General features: G+C 45.5%; 17 protein-coding genes. 9 read left to right on the top strand and 8 right to left on the bottom strand.

The features are described 5' to 3' along the window. Window positions 1-178 precede the first annotated feature (178 nt). Window positions 179-1021 carry a 1,4-dihydroxy-2-naphthoyl-CoA synthase gene (locus F8C76_RS04185; RefSeq protein WP_152130586.1) on the bottom strand — a complete coding sequence of 281 codons (843 nt, stop codon included), beginning with the start codon at window positions 1019-1021 and terminating at the stop codon, window positions 179-181. Between the two features lie 186 nt (window positions 1022-1207). Here F8C76_RS04185 and F8C76_RS04180 point away from each other — a divergent pair, with 186 nt between their 5' ends. Beyond that, window positions 1208-2890, top strand: coding sequence for an N-acyl-D-amino-acid deacylase family protein (locus F8C76_RS04180; protein ID WP_152130585.1), 1683 nt, complete (start codon window positions 1208-1210; stop codon window positions 2888-2890). Window positions 2891-2926: 36 nt separating this feature from the next. Then, window positions 2927-4045: a hypothetical protein gene (locus tag F8C76_RS04175; protein WP_152130584.1), complete on the top strand. Its 1119-nt coding sequence runs from the start codon at window positions 2927-2929 to the stop codon at window positions 4043-4045. Window positions 4046-4053: 8 nt separating this feature from the next. Here the strand turns inward: F8C76_RS04175 and F8C76_RS04170 are convergent, their stop codons facing one another. Further along, a complete protein-coding gene (locus F8C76_RS04170) occupies window positions 4054-5289 on the bottom strand; it encodes a glycosyltransferase (protein WP_152130583.1) in 1236 nt (411 codons plus the stop codon). Between the two features lies 1 nt (window position 5290). Then, on the bottom strand, window positions 5291-6802 hold the full coding sequence (locus F8C76_RS04165) for a DEAD/DEAH box helicase (protein WP_129654255.1): 1512 nt from the start codon (window positions 6800-6802) through the stop codon (window positions 5291-5293). A 238-nt stretch (window positions 6803-7040) separates the two neighbouring features. On the opposite strand from F8C76_RS04165, the gene F8C76_RS04160 reads away from it, so the two are divergent. Then, window positions 7041-7904 (top strand): sigma-70 family RNA polymerase sigma factor, encoded by an 864-nt coding sequence (locus F8C76_RS04160; RefSeq protein WP_129654256.1) that lies wholly within the window; start codon window positions 7041-7043, stop codon window positions 7902-7904. A 436-nt stretch (window positions 7905-8340) separates the two neighbouring features. Here the strand turns inward: F8C76_RS04160 and F8C76_RS04155 are convergent, their stop codons facing one another. Next, complete coding sequence (locus tag F8C76_RS04155; protein WP_152130582.1) at window positions 8341-8694, bottom strand: hypothetical protein; 354 nt, start codon at window positions 8692-8694, stop codon at window positions 8341-8343. Window positions 8695-8704: 10 nt separating this feature from the next. Next, window positions 8705-9472 carry a hypothetical protein gene (locus F8C76_RS04150; RefSeq protein ID WP_152130581.1) on the bottom strand — a complete coding sequence of 256 codons (768 nt, stop codon included), beginning with the start codon at window positions 9470-9472 and terminating at the stop codon, window positions 8705-8707. Between the two features lie 125 nt (window positions 9473-9597). On the opposite strand from F8C76_RS04150, the gene F8C76_RS04145 reads away from it, so the two are divergent. Beyond that, complete coding sequence (locus F8C76_RS04145; RefSeq protein WP_152130580.1) at window positions 9598-10881, top strand: dipeptidase; 1284 nt, start codon at window positions 9598-9600, stop codon at window positions 10879-10881. A gap of 3 nt (window positions 10882-10884) precedes the next feature. Here the strand turns inward: F8C76_RS04145 and F8C76_RS04140 are convergent, their stop codons facing one another. From F8C76_RS04140 to F8C76_RS04130, 3 genes are all read right to left on the bottom strand, one after another. Beyond that, a complete protein-coding gene (locus tag F8C76_RS04140) occupies window positions 10885-11295 on the bottom strand; it encodes an acyl-CoA thioesterase (RefSeq protein ID WP_152130579.1) in 411 nt (136 codons plus the stop codon). 170 nt (window positions 11296-11465) lie between these two features. Then, window positions 11466-12362 (bottom strand): DUF72 domain-containing protein, encoded by an 897-nt coding sequence (locus F8C76_RS04135; protein WP_152130578.1) that lies wholly within the window; start codon window positions 12360-12362, stop codon window positions 11466-11468. A 192-nt stretch (window positions 12363-12554) separates the two neighbouring features. Then, window positions 12555-12797: a hypothetical protein gene (locus tag F8C76_RS04130; RefSeq protein WP_152130577.1), complete on the bottom strand. Its 243-nt coding sequence runs from the start codon at window positions 12795-12797 to the stop codon at window positions 12555-12557. Between the two features lie 411 nt (window positions 12798-13208). Here F8C76_RS04130 and F8C76_RS04125 point away from each other — a divergent pair, with 411 nt between their 5' ends. The 5 genes from F8C76_RS04125 (at window position 13209) to F8C76_RS04105 (ending at window position 16501) form a co-directional block, all read left to right on the top strand. Continuing rightward, window positions 13209-13763, top strand: coding sequence for a hypothetical protein (locus tag F8C76_RS04125; protein WP_152130576.1), 555 nt, complete (start codon window positions 13209-13211; stop codon window positions 13761-13763). Between the two features lie 96 nt (window positions 13764-13859). Next, window positions 13860-14735, top strand: coding sequence for a HEPN domain-containing protein (locus F8C76_RS04120; RefSeq protein ID WP_152130575.1), 876 nt, complete (start codon window positions 13860-13862; stop codon window positions 14733-14735). A gap of 109 nt (window positions 14736-14844) precedes the next feature. After that, window positions 14845-15210, top strand: coding sequence for a DUF2200 domain-containing protein (locus tag F8C76_RS04115; RefSeq protein ID WP_152130574.1), 366 nt, complete (start codon window positions 14845-14847; stop codon window positions 15208-15210). A gap of 27 nt (window positions 15211-15237) precedes the next feature. Further along, a complete protein-coding gene (locus tag F8C76_RS04110; protein ID WP_152130573.1) occupies window positions 15238-15684 on the top strand; it encodes a VOC family protein in 447 nt (148 codons plus the stop codon). Between the two features lie 13 nt (window positions 15685-15697). Continuing rightward, the gene (locus tag F8C76_RS04105; protein ID WP_152130572.1) at window positions 15698-16501 is read left to right on the top strand and encodes a phytanoyl-CoA dioxygenase family protein; all 804 of its coding nucleotides are present in this window, start codon (window positions 15698-15700) and stop codon (window positions 16499-16501) included. Window positions 16502-16509: the final 8 nt, after the last annotated feature.

Raw genomic sequence — 16509 nt, 5'->3', positions numbered from 1 at the left:
CAAGTGGCAAGGCTCTTTTTGGTTTAAGATCTTTGGGAAAATGGTTGACGCGAATTTCTCGAATCACCTCATCGCTTTCCAAACAAGGAGGAAGAATCTAGTATTATAAGAGTTGTTTTTTGTTTGTTCTGGACTAAATCAAGTACTTGTAATTGATTATTGAACATTGTCCATTGGTTTATGGAATCCAGTTGTTCTTCCCAAAGTTGGGTTTCCGTTTTTCCAAAAATGCATTTCGTCCTTCTTTTGCCTCCTCGGTCATATAGGCCAATCGCGTGGCCTCTCCTGCAAACACCTGTTGGCCGACCATGCCATCATCGGTAAGGTTCATGGCAAACTTGAGCATTTTAATTGAGGTGGGTGATTTTTCCAATATCTCCTGGGCCCATTCGTAGGCGGTATCTTCCAATTCTTCATGGGGAACAACCGCGTTCACCATACCCATTTCATAGGCAGCTTGGGCAGTATAATTTCGACCCAAGAAGAAAATCTCCCTAGCCTTTTTTTGTCCGACCATCTTGGCCAGATAAGCCGACCCGTATCCTCCATCAAAACTGGTCACATCGGCATCAGTCTGTTTAAAAATGGCATGCTCCTTACTGGCTAAGGTCATATCACACACCACGTGCAGGCTATGCCCTCCCCCTACGGCCCAACCGGGTACCACGGCAATTACCACCTTGGGCATAAAACGGATAAGGCGTTGTACCTCCAAAATATTCAAACGGTGATAGCCATCTTCGCCTACATAGCCTTGATGGCCCCTGGCTTTTTGGTCGCCCCCACTGCAAAAGGCCCACTTCCCATCCTTGGTCGAAGGTCCTTCGGCAGATAACAACACTACGCCAATGGAGGTGTCTTCATGGGCATCATAGAAGGCTTGGTAAAGTTCGCTGGTGGTTTTTGGACGGAACGCGTTGCGTACGTTGGGTCGGTTGAATGCGATGCGTGCCACACCATCACTTTTTTTATAGGTGATATCCTCAAATTCTAGGGCGGTCTGCCAATTGGGTGATTTCATAAAGAAATATTTAATGTCACAAAGTACGGCATTTTTAAATTTTCAGACCCTACCACAATAACGACTTTGGTTACTTTAAGGAACTTATAAAGTTCCTTTGACATCTTTTTTATGACCTAAATATGGGTGTTGAATACATCAGCATAAAAATCACTAAATTGGTATCTTTCACTAAATGACCAAACTATGCGATTCAACCTTTCCGTTTCTTTTATCCTAATTTCCTTGTTATTGATTAATTGCTCAAAACCCCAAAAATTTGATGTACTCATCAAAAATGGGCGTATCATGGATGGTTCGGGTAATCCTTCCTATGTTGGCGATTTGGGAATCAATGCCGATACGATTGCCGCGATGGGTGATTTGAAGAACGCAACGGGAGATACCGAGATTGATGCTTCCAATTTGGTGGTCGCCCCAGGGTTCATCAACATGTTGAGTTGGGCGGTGGAATCCCTTATCGAGGACGGTCGATCCATGGGAGATATCAAACAGGGGGTTACCTTGGAAGTTTTTGGCGAAGGAGTGTCCATGGGGCCCTTAAGTGAGAAAATGAGACAACAAGAACAGGAGAGTCAAGGCGACATCAAGTATGACGTGTCCTGGACCACTTTGAACGAATATCTGGACTTTCTTACGTCCAAAGGGATTTCTCCCAATGTAGCCTCCTTTGTGGGAGCCACCACCCTGCGGGTCAACACGGTGGGGTATGAGGATAGGGAACCTACTCCAGAGGAAATGGACTCCATGAAATTAATGGTAAAACAGGCTATGGAAGAGGGTGCTTTGGGAGTGGGCTCTTCGTTGATCTATGCCCCGGCCTTTTATTCCAGTACAGAGGAACTTATAGAACTTTGCAAGGTTGCCTCCGCTTATGACGGCATGTATATCAGTCACTTGAGAAGTGAAGGGGGCCGACTTTTAGAAAGCTTGGACGAATTGATTCAAATAGCTCATGAAGCAGGAATACGGGCCGAAGTCTATCACCTAAAACAAAGCGGAAAGGAAAATTGGGACAAGTTTGATGCCGTGGTGGCTAAAGTTGATTCGGCAAGGGCAAAGGGCATGAGCATTACGGCTGACATGTATAATTATGTAGCAGGAGCCACAGGATTGGATGCGTCCATGCCCCCATGGGTACAGGAAGGTGGGTACGAGAAATGGGCGGAACGTTTGCAAGATCCCGCCATCAGAAAAAAGGTCAGGCAAGAAATGACGACTCCTACCGATGAATGGGAAAGTCTAATGCAAGCGGCAGGCGACCCGGCTAAAATACTATTGGTGGGTTTTAAAAATGATTCCTTAAAATACCTGACCGGGAAAACCTTGAAGGAGGTAGCGGAAATGCGAAATCTTTCCCCGGAAGAAACTGCTATGGACTTGGTGGTTCAAGACGGTAGCCGCGTAGGGACCATCTACTTTTTAATGTCCGAGGAGAATGTAAAAAAGCAGATTGCCCTGCCTTGGATGAGTTTTGGTTCCGATGCGCAATCCATGGCTGCTGAAGGCGTGTTCTTGAAATCGAGCACCCACCCCAGGGCCTATGGCAATTTCTCACGTTTGCTGGGCAAGTATGTCAGGGACGAAAAAGTGATACCGCTGGAAGAGGCCATTCACAAGCTCACTACCCTACCCGCTACCAATTTGAAGATCAAAAAGCGGGGCGCATTGACCCAAGGCCATTATGCCGATGTGGTTTTGTTCGATACCGAAGAGATTCAAGATCAAGCCACTTTTGAGAAACCCCATCAATATGCCACCGGAATGGTACATGTTTTTGTGAACGGCACCCAAGTGCTCAAGGAAGGGGAGCATACCGGAGCATTTCCTGGGCGGGTGGTGCACGGGCCTGGCTATCAAAGAGACTAGATGAGAACCTTGTATCACTTTCATAAGCTTACATCCATGGATTCAATTATCAAATTTTGTTATCGGTATATGGTATGGTGCATGGCCCCAGTATTGTTATTTAGCTGTAAACCGAAACCAAAACCTGTTGAAGTTGCTGAAACTGTCCAAATAAGGGGCGTTTATGGCAATCCAAAACCTTTATGGGACAAGGGGTATAATCTTAATGAACTTGGGGTCAATGCCATTTTTGTGCATAGTGGGTCCATAAATCCTGAAATGGTGGATAGGGCTAAATCCGAGGGATTGAAAATTTATGCTGAATTTGCTACGTTGAACGGGAAAGGGTATGTGGAAGAAAACCCTGAAGCGTGGGCCATCAATGAAAAAGGGGAAAAAGTAGAGGCTGCTACGTGGTTCATGGGAGTCTGTCCTACTGAACCCGGCTTCCGCAAGTATCGATTTGACCAATTACGGGATTTATTGTTAGAGTTTGACTTGGATGGGGTTTGGATGGATTATGTGCACTGGCACGCCCAGTTTGAGGACCCTGAACCCATATTGCCAGAAACCTGTTTCTGTGACCACTGTCTGGATGAATTTTCTCATGATTCAAACATTGAAATCCCTGAAGGAACCACTTCGGAAAAAGCCCAGTGGATTCTTGACCAACATGATACAACCTGGCGGGATTGGCGTTGTAAGGTCATTTATGATTGGACTTATGAAATGAAGAACATTGTCAAAGAGATAAAACCTGAGGCCCTGCTTGGCCTTTACCACTGTCCCTGGGACGATGAAGAGTTTGATGGGGCAAGACGACGTATCTTGGGATTGGATTATGATTTATTGCGGGAAACCATTGATGTTTTTTCCCCGATGGTCTACCACGGAAGAATGGAAAGAGACCCCAATTGGGTGAAAGAGAACATTCTTTGGTTTGGTGACCGTTTGAACATTAAGAAGGATGAATATCCAAAAGTATGGCCTATCGTTCAAGCCCTTAACGGCCCAGAAACGATTTCCGCAGAAGAGTTTGAAACGGTTCTAAGAGGTGGACTTTCAGGAGAATCTAGTGGGGTAATGATGTTTACCACTTCCGCTGTGGCGGAAGATGAAAACAAGGCCGAAACAATGAAAAAAGTATATACAGAACCAATGGAAAAAATGGAGTGAAATCCAAGCTATCTTCTATTTTTTGCCTCGATCCACTTGGCCATATATTTACTGCTTGCCAAAGTATGATGTTGTAATAGTCTTCCGATAAAGTTTTGATCGCGATGGGCATCGAGGTTTTGATGCAATGTCTCCAAAGTCTTTTGCAATTGGTCTTGAAGCTTTTCTTTATCATATAGCGTATTGACCAATACCACTCCATCGGCTTGTGCCTCTTTCCATTGGACCGGGTTCTGATAGAGCTTGATTGCTGCTTGGGCAAAGGATTCCCAATCTCGGCAAATGGTTCCGTTCCAAGGCAAATTACCATGCATTCCTTCTGCTCCAATTGGCGTAGTGATGCTTGGGGCGCCATGTAGCATGGCATCCAACAATTTGCCTTTGATGCCTGCCCCAAACTGGATTGGTGCCAATACCAAACGGGCACTTTCCATGATGTCTCCGATATCTTCGCCCCAACCTTTTACGAGAAATCCCTGCTCGGGATGGTGCATTTCCTTGACTTGTTGAGGTAGATAGGCTCCGTACACATGGATTTGGGCATCGGGCAATTCTTTTCGGATGAGGGGCCATATCTTGGTTTTTAAAACCTGTATCGAGTCCACATTGGGGGCATGTCTGCCATTGCCCACAGTAACAAAATCCTTTCGATCTTCAAAACTGGGCCATTGGTGATAGGTTTGTTTTGAGATGTTTTCCACCATAAAAGGAAGATGTAGCAGCAAATTCTCTAGAACCTTCAGTGTTTCCTGTAAAATGGTCAACTCATAACTGGAGATCATCAAGGAAAGATCTGAACGATAGATGCTCGTCAGTTCCCTCAGGGTCGTGGGATGGTTGGTCCATTGGTCAAGTACAAAGGATTCCTGCTTTTTGTGGGCCTCTTCCCTAGCCTTTCGCAATCCATGAAGATCTTCTGTGTTCAAAATACGAATGGCCTTGGGGGCAAACTCGACCACGCGCCATCCAAATTGCTCTTCTACCATAAATCGATCAAACACCACTACATCCGGAGACAGTTCCGCGACAAACACATCAAAACTGGAATGGTTGAGTAAAATATCGACCGAAGTAATACCCATACCGGCCAAATCAAGGCTATATTCCGTTTTTTGGGCCGTGGAGGCAAAGGTGATCTGATATCCGAACTTTTGGAAGGCGTCCAGCAACTGCAGCATTCGGTGACCTGCTGCCGTGGTACTGGGTTCTGGCCATACATGACCTATGAACAGGGCCTTTTTCATGTTACATCAGTGCCGCAAATTTTTTGGAAATGCTGGAACGCAGTTTACGCTCATAGTCCTCCTCCAACCACTCTTTGTAGTTTTTGGTGTTGTTCATGATGCAATAGGAGTATTGGCGTACCCTATAAGCAATCTCATCTTTGAGTTCCTTGGCCAGGATTCGGGCATCGAAGACATCCTCGCTGTTTTCCACACAGATTTGGGCATGCTGTTCTATGCTGCGCTCCAATACCTCTTTGGATTTTTTGCCTTGGGCAAAGACCTTCTTGTATTCTTCCTTGATGTCAAAAGTAATGTTATCCGATTTGCTGAATTTGGCACGGAGTTCTTCAGGCATTTCGTAAACGAAATCCCGCTCTATTTCCTCATCATTTTTGATGTTCTCCAGATAAAAATCTGGAAAGTGGAAGATTTCCTGCCAATCCACGGGAGTGTCCCAAGGTCCGAAACGGGCGATGTTGTTACCCAAATCTATTACATTGAACTCGTCCTTGTTGGGCAATATCCGTGACCCCCTCCCTATCATCTGAAAATATAGGGTGAGCGACCTTGTGGCCCTGTTCAGGATGATGGATTGCACACTGGGCTCATCAAAACCGGTGGTGAGGATACTTACCGAAGTTAGGATGGCATCCGGGGTTTCGGCAAACCATTCCAAAATTTCCTTTCGTTCGTTGGCTGTGTTCTTGTTGTCTAGATGGCGAATGTTGTACCCTGCTTTTTTAAAGGTCTCGTAAACGTATAGCGAGGTATTGATTCCATTGTTGAAGATCAAGGTCTTGGTGCCTTTGGCCACTTCTTCGTAGGCGGACAATAGTTTGCCCAACATACTGTGGTTTCCGTAGAATTCGTCAGAGGATTTTACGGTATAATCCCCATGGATTCCCAACTTCAACGTCTTGAGGCTTACATCAAAATTATAGAGATTGGCCCGTGCCAGAAACTGTTTCTCAATCAAAGACTTGATGGATTCCCCAATGATCAAATGCTTATAATGATCCTTCATGGGAAGTTTAATATTGGAACTCAGTGGAGTTGCCGTTACCCCCAAGATAGTGGCCTTGTCAAAGTACTTGAACAGCTTTCGGAACGAATTGTAGTGGGCCTCATCGATTATGACCAGACCGATATTGTTGATGGTCACCTTTTCTTCCTGTAACCGATTGTTGAGGGTTTCCACCATGGCCACAAAGCACATATAATCGTCTTGATCGTGAAGTTCCTTGACCTCGCTACTGATTACCTTGTTGGCAACTCCAAAACCGTGCAACATATGGGAGGTTTGCTTGCTCAGCTCGATTCTGTGGGTCAGAACAATGACTTTCTTGCCCGTGTTTTGGATGTATTTTCGGGTAATTTCGGAAAAGACCACGGTTTTGCCACCCCCCGTGGGAAGCTGGTATAGGATATTTGTGCCATCAGGGAGCTCTTCCAAATGCTTGAAGATTTTTCTAAGATCTTCCTGTTGGTAATTGTATAATGTTTTCTTGTTTACAGCTTTTTTTACCTCCAAAAGAAAAGGGTTTTTTGGTTCTTGATCAACAAACCTTGCAAAATTAGGAGTTTTTTGCAGTAAGGTGGAACCCTATGTTCGCATTTCTATTAAGATACTATCAACAATGCGAACAATCTGAAACTTTTTTGGATGTTGCTCATAACATTTTGATAACAATAACATTTAGGGCTTGGAAAATAGGCTATTATAATGTATAATGTAAGCTTATGTATCACCTAGAAAACCATTTTTGAGCATGAGGCAATTAAAAATCATCAAACAGGTCACCAACCGGGAATCCAAATCTTTGGACAAATATCTTCAGGACATCAGCAAGATTGATTTGATCACTGCCCAAGAAGAGGTGGAGCTTGCCCAACGTATTAGGGCCGGGGACCAGTTGGCCTTGGAAAAATTGACCAATGCCAATCTAAGGTTTGTGGTATCTGTGGCCAAGCAGTATCAAAACCAAGGGTTGAAATTGCCCGATCTCATCAACGAAGGTAATGTGGGACTGGTAAAGGCTGCCAAACGGTTTGATGAAACCCGTGGATTCAAGTTCATCTCCTACGCGGTTTGGTGGATCAGGCAGTCCATTTTGCAGGCTCTTGCCGAACAATCCCGGGTGGTACGACTCCCCTTGAACAAAATTGGTTCCATCAATAAAATCAAAAAGACGTTTTCTTATTTGGAGCAGGCCCACGAGCGGCCACCTTCCCCGGAAGAAATTGCCAAAGAGCTGGACATGACCGTTTCCGAGGTAAAGCAGTCTTTAAGAAATACAGGAAGACACGTATCCATGGACGCTCCTTTGAAGGAAGGGGAAACCTCCAACTTATACGATGTAATCAATACCGGGGATTCACCCAAGCCGGACAATGGATTGATGCACCAATCCCTGAACACGGAAATCAACCGGGCCTTGGACACTCTCTCCCCTCGTGAGGCAGATGTGGTGCGTTTGTACTATGGTATCGGGAACCAACCTTCCATGACCTTGGAAGAGATTGGGAGCACCTTTGACCTGACACGGGAACGTGTGCGACAAATCAGGGAAAAAGCGATACGTAAACTGAGACACACCTCAAAAAGTAAAATTTTGAAGTCGTATTTGGGATAACACCATGTCAACATAAAATAGAAAAGGGGATGTTAAAAACATCCCCTTTTCCATGATATCCACTTAAACTATTATGAGCAGCTCAGTTGATTGATATCAAAATCGACGAGCATATCGTTCAAATCTTGAATAAAGTTAAGATACGCCGTGTTTTCGTGGTTAAGATTTTTCATATTGCAACGTTTGGGGTTTACTATAAATAATCAAGTTCGGCCAGTTCATTGATGCTCAAAATCTCGTTGAGCTCTTGTAAGAAGGCCAAATATTCTTCTCCGTAGGTATCGTATAACATAATGATTCGAGGGTTTGATGTTGGTCTATGTTATTAACGTGAATCTATGGGAAAGATTATTGTCTATCAATTAATTGTGGTGAAAATGGGTGTTGCAGTTGTGAAATGTCCCATCATGGGGATAAGGGAAAGTGGATTCAGTGGTTACTCCGAATCAAGGATGTCCAAGGATACCCCAAACTCCAAGTCCGGGTCTATCTTGCTGGGACGAATATTGAATTCATCATAGATGAAACACAGGCTCATGGGGAGCCTTCTCCGTTCCCTTTCGCCGTCTACCCCCAACTTGGTTTCAAGTAGGGATCGTATCTCAAAGGCTTTGTTGCTGATCTTGGGATGGTCATGGCTTTCCAGTTCCTTGAGCAAGGGAAGTTCCTTTTTGTCCCCTACCTCCAGTATCTCATCCAACAGCATTAGTTTGCACTCCATATCTTTGGCATGCTCCAACAGCGGATGAAAAATACTTTGAAGATAATCGGGAAGGACTTGGCTTTCCATGGGGTATGTTTTACATGGTTCTGAGAATTTCCATTTCAAAGTCCACCTGCTCCTGTACCTTGGGGTACTCCATTACAAATTGATCGTACAGAAATGCGTGGTGCTTTGGGTCATTGTCCGTTCTGCAGAGCATGAGGATTTCCTTTACGATTTCCAACAGACCGTTGGCCTTCATCATCTCCAGACTCGGACGGACTTTCTGACAGGCCAGGTCCACTTGCTTGAAATTCTCGTTCTGCAAGTGCACCTTTACGCTGCCAATAAATTCCATGAGGTTTTGTTGGAAGAGCCTAACCAGCTCCTCCATGAGTTCCATCTGCCCCATACAATCCTGTAAAATGGGCTTTAAGTTGATGGTATGGGCCAAATGGCCGGGTTCTAGTTCTTTCTCAATAAATTGTAGGTTCTGGGACATGGGCAACTCCTTGCCCAACTGCTGGGCCACTTGTTTCATGGCTTTGGCAATCTTTTGTTGTTCATGTGACAAACGGGTATTCTCCATGGCATCGATCAGGGATAGGAACTCTTTCAGTTCGTTGGGCATATTACCGGTTTCTCCCATATGGATTTCAGAACCTTGGATGCCCACTTTTTTGTAGATGTTTTCCAACTGCTTCATCTCGGGAACGCCAAAAACCTTGTTTTCAAGTCCGTGTTTGAAGACTTCAAATGATTTTTTCAGCTCACCGGCCTCCACAACGCCCAATTCCTCATACGAAAAGCTGCTGAGCCCGATTTCCAATTTTTCCAGATACGTGAGTAGTTCCCTAGTTTCCAAATTTTGTTCAATTATTGAATTATCACCTAAAAATCCGCATTGGATCAAGGGATTACAATTAATTGTTATGTAGCCCATGGATTTTGTTGTCAAATTGCTTTATTTGTAGGTGTAAACCACCAACTATGAAATACGCTGCCCTTTTGTGCGCTGTGAGCCTCTTCTTTTCATGCGCCGAAAAACAATCCGATAAAACTGAGACCATGGAAGAAAAAGCCAGAAGAATCCATGATACCGTGATTACTGTGGATACCCATGTGGACATCAACGTGAGGAACTTCACTGACAGTATCAACTATACCCAAAAACTGGAAAACCAGGTGAATTTACCCAAGATGGAAGAAGGTGGTCTGGATGTGGCCTGGTTCATTGTCTACACCGGACAGGATTCCTTGAATGCCGAAGGCTATGCCAAGGCCAAGGAGAATGCCATTTCCAAGTTCGAGGCCATCCACAGACTGTGCGAAGAATATGCCCCGGACCGGATAGAATTGGCCTTGACCTCAGACGATGTGCGAAGGATTTCCGCAGCGGGTAAAAAAGCGGCCATGATCGGGGTGGAAAATGCCTATCCCCTTGGTGAGGACCTTTCCCAAATTGCAGACTATCAAAAGCGTGGGGCACGGTACATTTCTTTGGCCCATAACGGACACAGCCAGTTCAGTGATTCCAATACTGGTGAAGCGGACGGCGTGTGGCTGCACAACGGACTCAGCGAGTTGGGAAAACAGGCCGTTGCCGAAATGAACCGCGTAGGGATCATGATCGATATCTCCCACCCTTCCAAAGAAGCCATAAAACAGATGATAGAACTATCGAAGGCACCGGTGATCGCTTCGCATTCCTCGGCTAGGGCACTTTGCAACCATAGCCGTAACCTGGATGATGAACTGCTCCTATTGTTGAAGGAAAACGGCGGTGTGGCACAAACAGTGGCCTTCACCTCGTACCTGAACACAGAGAAAAATGATGCCCGTGCGGCCTATATGAAAAGCATCAACCAAAAAGCGGCGGATTCTTTAGGATTGAACTGGTACGAGCGGTCGGAATTTGGCTCCCTTACCAAGGATCAACAAGAGGAATTCATGGAAAACTATCCCAAAGTGACCAAATTGGGTGAGGAAATGGCGGCGAATGACCCCAATGTTCCCCCAGCGGTGAACGTATCCGACTTGGTGGACCATATCGACTATATGGTGAAACTCATTGGGATCGATTACGTGGGCATCAGCTCCGATTTTGATGGAGGTGGCGGTATCGAGGGCTGGTCCGATGCTTCAGAAACCTTCAACGTAACCTTGGAATTGGTAAAACGTGGTTATACTGAAGAGGAAATCGCCAAACTATGGGGCGGTAACCTTCTACGTGTTTTGGACGAGGTACAGGCCGTTGCGGCAACCTTGGATTAAGACCTAGGAATTCTCTTCCTTTTCTTTTTGGGCCAAGCGGTCCTTTACGAACTCTATCTTGGTCTTGCCATGGGGCTTGGGATTGCCCTTGTCGTCCAGGTTCACCATGATGATGTTGTCCACGGTAACGATGCTCTCGCGGGTCATTTTGTTCCGCACTTCGCAGTTCAAGGAAATGGAGGTCACCCCAAATTTGATCACATCGATTCCAATTTCAATGATATCGCCCTCAACGGCGGTGCTCATAAAATTGATTTCTGACATGTATTTGGTGACCACTTTTTTGTTTTCAAGTTGTATGATGCTGTACAGCGCGGCTTCCTCATCCACCCATGCCAGCACCCTACCGCCAAACAAGGTCCCGTTGGCGTTCAAGTCTTCTGGTTTTACCCATTTTCTAGTGTGAAATCGCATTAGTGTAACGTTTAGCGTTTATATCTACAGTACAAAATTAGTCCAAATCACGGCCAGAACGCCCTATTTTAGCACTCCTTTACCATGGAATTGTGGATTTCAAACATTTCATTATCAAGGAATACGGACTCTGCAATTTTGCCCATCAAAGATTCCACAATTGAAATTGGCTAGAACAAACGCTCCTGCGGACTGATGGTGGTCTTGGGGATGGCCAGCCCACAACCCAAAGCGGGATTCAACTTTTCAATAAAATAGGCCGAAAGTAAGGGCGAGGCCAGCTCTAGGTTCTGGTGCACAAAAAAGTGGATGTTCTCCAATCCCAGTTCCTTCCAAGCGGTCAATCGGGTAACCCAATCGTCCAGTCGGGGGTAATCCGTTTCGTGGTTGGCGCCCACGTAGCGCACAAAGGCCTCGTTGTTGGTAAGCCGCATGTGCATCAGGTCCCGCCTACCTGCCGTGTCCACCAAAACATTGGCCATGTTGTTCTCTTGCAACAGATGGTAAAGTTCTTGCGAAACTGTTTCGTCGGTGAACCAATCCGTATGCCGGAACTCGAGTGCCAAGGGAAATTCCTTGGGCCAGTACTCCACAAAGCGCACTACCCTGTCCCAATTCTTGGGGTTGAAGTTGTTGTGCATCTGCAAGAAAATGGTGCCCAATTTCTCCTTCAAGAGCGAGGTTACCTGCAAGTACTCGTCCACAATCCCATAAACTTGGTCGTTGAGACGTCGCAAATGGCTCACCGCATTGGTCATTTTGGGAAAAAACTTAAAACCCTCCGGGGTCTTGTCGTACCACTTTTGGTATTGCTCTGCCGGAAAAATCCGGTAAAAGGTAGCGTTCAGCTCAATACTGTTGAACTGGGTGGCGTAGTATTCCAGCTCGTCCTTGGTGCCGCGGGGGTAAAAGTTCTTGAGGTCTTGCCGGTTCCATTTGGCGCAGCCCACATACACGTTGGGCACTCCCCCACCTTTGTATTGGGACAACACCACGGCAGTGTCCGGGTGGTCAGGGGGGATGGTAAAATCAATAAGTTCCGGGTGGTCTACTTGGCCAAATTTCATAACGTTGCTTATAGGCCCAATGTTAAACAAATTCTGTGAAAAAGAAAAAGCCATCGGCAAATGGCTTGGGTATAAAAGAACAAGCGCCCAAACCTATCGTTTAATGGTCAAACAAGGGAGGTATTCCTAAAGGAATACGTACAGGTTGAACGATAGGTCCGGGCACTGTCCCAAAAAATACTTGGCTGTACCTTAGGGCTGGCACTCCGCGTAACAGGAAGCCATCATTTCTTGGCATTCCTGCTCGGTAAACGAGCCTCCCGCTATGCAAGCGGCCAATTCCGCATCACAGAATGCGCAGGGAAACGTAAAGGCCTGTTCGGTCTCCGGGTTTTCCGGCAACTCGTTAAAGGTCCTTTCCTGGGGTGTGTTCAAGAACAGTAGCCCTACCAAAAGCAATACAGGGATCGCGAAAAAAAAGATCTGTTTTTTCATAATGTCAATGATTAAGTGTTTACTAGGTGTTTCTTGGTTAAGATAAGAATTACTTGTGAAATAAGTAGGAAAAAACATATGATTTTATCATTAGGCTTACCCTATTTCCTGTTTTAGTTTTTTCGCACACCCCTTCCAACTTTGAACGGGGTTTAGTTTAAAAAGTTTATATTTAGACTATGACAAAGAAGACCCAACGAATATTCCAGTTATTGCTTTATATCCAAACAGCCATATGCGGTGTGATGTTTACCTTATGGTGGGTATTGGGCTGATTATTCAAAATAAGTTCCAACCCCCATTAGAATACCTATCTATCCCAAAAGAAAGCATATGCCTATCTTACGGGCCTAAACAAGTTCAGTCATATAATAGATTGTTGCCCTCCAATTATAACCTATCTGATTTTAAATGAATCTCAATCCAACCCTTTTTTTGTTAACGGTTATTCTTTTATTGGTTTCATGCAGTACTCCAAGATTTGTGACAAACGATGAAGAGTACCCAAAAATAGGTCTTGATTTGGTAGCTGATGCCATAGTAATTGAAGATAGAAGAGAGAACGTCTCTATTTCAGATGATTTGGAGCTACCCTTTATCTCTCATAGAGGTCAGTATGACATCGTGGTTCCCCCATTGAAAAGTGATCATGAAGAAATAATTAAGCAGACCATATTGGACAATCTTGATTCAGAATCTACTCTCCAAGCGTTTCTTACGGTTCAAGTTTTGAATGCCAGAAAGGAGTTTTCGGCAACATACTGGTCCGAAAGGGAAACTTCCATGGTTGAACTGAAGATCGTTGCAAAAGTTGGCGAAAAAGAAATCGTGGTTCTTGAATCGGGAGAGTATATCAAAAAATCTATAGATGCAACTTACAAAAGATCCGAAAGGATTTTCAAAAATGCTTTGAAGGAGGTCACCTATAAAGCCCTAAAAAAGCTTGAACATAAAATCTGTTCCTAAGGTCACAAAATTGTATCTTGTAACCAAATCAACCTCCCCAACCCAAAACCACGCAAACTCAAATATGCCTATCTTTCGGGCACAAACACCTAACTGTTGAACAAGACCGTGGCACATCTCCCAGATCACAAGCAGGCCGAGCTGCACCAGCTCACCGCTTTGCTGTCCGGGTTCAAGGAAGTGGAAATGGTGCTGCTCTTTGGTAGCTACGCCCGCGGCAACTGGGTGGAAGACACCTATATGGAACAAGGCATCACCTACGAGTACCGCAGCGATTACGACCTGCTCGTGGTCCTCACCCATGAAGACCTGCAACAAAAGTTCCGTATAGAGGACCAAATCAAGGCGGAGCTCACCGTCACGGGCCAAGTGGCCACCCCGGTGAACCTTATTTTCCACGGGATCAAACACCTGAACCAGGCCCTTCGGGTGGGGAACTACTTTTTTAGGGACATCAAGGAAGAGGGCATTGTGCTGTACGATTCGGGCAAGCACCAACTGGCCTCGCCCAAAAAGCTCACCCCAAAACAATACCAAGACAAGGCCCAAGACTATTTTGACCAGTGGTTTGATAGCGCGAACGAATTTTTATGGGGATTTGATCAATATTTTGATAAAGAATCCTTTTATGTAGCCGCTTTCCAATTGCATCAAGCCGTGGAACGCTACTACACCACCATTTTGTTGGTGTTAACGGATTACCGGCCCAAGGACCACAATCTGGAGACCTTGGGGATAAAGGTGGCCATGTGTGATAAGCGTTTCGACCTTTTTCCCAAACAGACCGAGGAGCACAAGCGCCTTTTTGAGCTGCTGAAACGCGCCTACATCGATGCCCGTTACAACATGAAGGAGTACCACATCACCAAAGGTGATTTGGAATACCTGTCGCACAAAGTGCTGCAACTAAAGCAGCTTACCGAGGAGATCTGCCAGGGAAAAATAACGCAGATCGGGGAAGGCGAACAGTAGTCCCCTACTCTTTTGGCCTCAAAACAGGTCCCTGTTCCAAAGTCCTTTCAAAATCCCTACATTTAAGCAAATGAACGGATTGTATCCCTCAAAGTAAAAACCACGCAAGATGAAAGTCACCCCAGAACATAACGAACGAATGGCAAAGCTGACCTTTGCCGGGGTATATCCCCATTACGTGGCCAAAGTGGAGAAAAAAGGTCGCACCCAAGAAGAACTGCACGAGGTAATCACATGGCTTACGGGCTTTGATGATGAGGCCATTCAAAAACATATCGATGCAAAGAGCACTTTTGAAGATTTCTTCCAAGATGCGGACTTGAACCCCAATGCCAACCTCATTACCGGGATGATCTGTGGGTATCGGATTGAGGAAATCGACAATCCCCTGACCCAACAGGTCCGCTATTTGGACAAACTGGTGGATGAGTTGGCCAAGGGCCGGAAAATGGAAAAAATACTAAGACAGAACTAGAACAAGCATAAAAGAACACGCCTAACTATGACCCAGACCAACCTCCCACGAATGCACAATGTTGGAATTGTTGTGGAATCCTTGGATAGTGCCATATCGTTTTTCGAAGACATTGGCCTACGCCTTGAGGGACGGGCCACCATTGATGAAGAATGGACTGGCCGGGTCACAGGACTGGGGCAACAACAAGTGGAGATTGCCATGATGGCCACCTCGGATGGGCATAATCGGTTGGAACTTTCAAAATTTTTGAAGCCGGAAACCATTTCCGATCATAGGAAGGTACCTGTCAACTCCCTTGGATATTTGCGGGTCATGTTCACCGTTGAAAATCTGGACGAACTGGTTGTCAAACTCACCCAAAAAGGGGCAGAGCTTGTCGGTGACGTGGTCAATTATGAAAACATATATCGTCTGTGTTATATTCGTGGGGTCGAAGGACTTCTTGTTGGATTGGCAGAGGAGTTAGGATAGAAAACCAAAAAATATGGATGTAACCCTATTGGATGAACCTTTTCAGGTGACCAAAGAACAGGTGGACTTTTACCAAAAGAACGCCTTCATCAAGATCAAGGAATTTTTATCGCCTGAGATCGTGGCGCATTTCAATGCGGTCATATCCAAAAAGGTTGCAGAACTGAACAAGGTGGATGTGCCCATCAATCAGCGGGATACCTACGGCAAGGCCTTTTTACAACTCTGTAATCTCTGGGTGCAGGACGAGGAGATCAAAAAACTGATCCTGAGCAAGCGGTTGGCCAAGGTCGCTGCAGACCTCATGCAAGTGGATGGGGTTCGCATCTACCACGATCAAGCCCTGTTCAAGGAGGCCGGCGGGGGAATCACCCCTTGGCATGCAGACCAATATTATTGGCCGTTGTCTTCGGACAAGTCCATCACCATCTGGATTCCTTTGCAAGAAACACCTTTGGAAATGGGCCCGCTGGAATTCAGTGCGGGCAGCCAAGAGATTCTGTTGGGGCGCGAACTGTCCATCAGCGATGAGAGCGAACAAGTGATCCAAAAAAACTTGAAGATCAATAATTTTCCGCACACCATAGAAGCTTTTGATATTGGCGAGGTCAGTTTTCATTCCGGTTGGATTTTCCACCGGGCCGGGGCCAATACTTCTGGCAAGACCCGAAAGGTTATGACCGTGATCTATATGGACAAGGACATGATTTTGAAGAAACCTGAGAACGACGGCCAAAAGAACGATTGGGAGACCTGGTGTCCGGGAGTGGCCATTGGTGAGACCATAGATTCGCATTTGAACCCTGTCGTATTTTAATAACCACT

It is taken from the genome of Flagellimonas olearia, from assembly GCF_009184425.1.
GTDB lineage: Bacteria > Bacteroidota > Bacteroidia > Flavobacteriales > Flavobacteriaceae > Flagellimonas > Flagellimonas olearia.
Note: the sequence above shows the minus strand (reverse complement) of the source record. Positions and strands in the feature narration are given on the sequence as shown.

Excerpts from the sequence above, each read along its gene's own strand:
- F8C76_RS04130 (WP_152130577.1), bottom strand. The coding sequence starts at position 12,797 with ATGAAAAAACAGATCTTTTTTTTCGCGATCCCTGTATTGCTTTTGGTA.
- F8C76_RS04125 (WP_152130576.1), top strand. The coding sequence starts at position 13,209 with ATGAATCTCAATCCAACCCTTTTTTTGTTAACGGTTATTCTTTTATTG.
- F8C76_RS04135 (WP_152130578.1), bottom strand. The coding sequence starts at position 12,362 with ATGAAATTTGGCCAAGTAGACCACCCGGAACTTATTGATTTTACCATC.
- F8C76_RS04180 (WP_152130585.1), top strand. The coding sequence starts at position 1,208 with ATGCGATTCAACCTTTCCGTTTCTTTTATCCTAATTTCCTTGTTATTG.
- F8C76_RS04160 (WP_129654256.1), top strand. The coding sequence starts at position 7,041 with ATGAGGCAATTAAAAATCATCAAACAGGTCACCAACCGGGAATCCAAA.
- F8C76_RS04145 (WP_152130580.1), top strand. The coding sequence starts at position 9,598 with ATGAAATACGCTGCCCTTTTGTGCGCTGTGAGCCTCTTCTTTTCATGC.
- F8C76_RS04140 (WP_152130579.1), bottom strand. The coding sequence starts at position 11,295 with ATGCGATTTCACACTAGAAAATGGGTAAAACCAGAAGACTTGAACGCC.
- F8C76_RS04105 (WP_152130572.1), top strand. The coding sequence starts at position 15,698 with ATGGATGTAACCCTATTGGATGAACCTTTTCAGGTGACCAAAGAACAG.
- F8C76_RS04185 (WP_152130586.1), bottom strand. The coding sequence starts at position 1,021 with ATGAAATCACCCAATTGGCAGACCGCCCTAGAATTTGAGGATATCACC.
- F8C76_RS04110 (WP_152130573.1), top strand. The coding sequence starts at position 15,238 with ATGACCCAGACCAACCTCCCACGAATGCACAATGTTGGAATTGTTGTG.
- F8C76_RS04170 (WP_152130583.1), bottom strand. The coding sequence starts at position 5,289 with ATGAAAAAGGCCCTGTTCATAGGTCATGTATGGCCAGAACCCAGTACC.
- F8C76_RS04115 (WP_152130574.1), top strand. The coding sequence starts at position 14,845 with ATGAAAGTCACCCCAGAACATAACGAACGAATGGCAAAGCTGACCTTT.
- F8C76_RS04155 (WP_152130582.1), bottom strand. The coding sequence starts at position 8,694 with ATGGAAAGCCAAGTCCTTCCCGATTATCTTCAAAGTATTTTTCATCCG.
- F8C76_RS04175 (WP_152130584.1), top strand. The coding sequence starts at position 2,927 with ATGGATTCAATTATCAAATTTTGTTATCGGTATATGGTATGGTGCATG.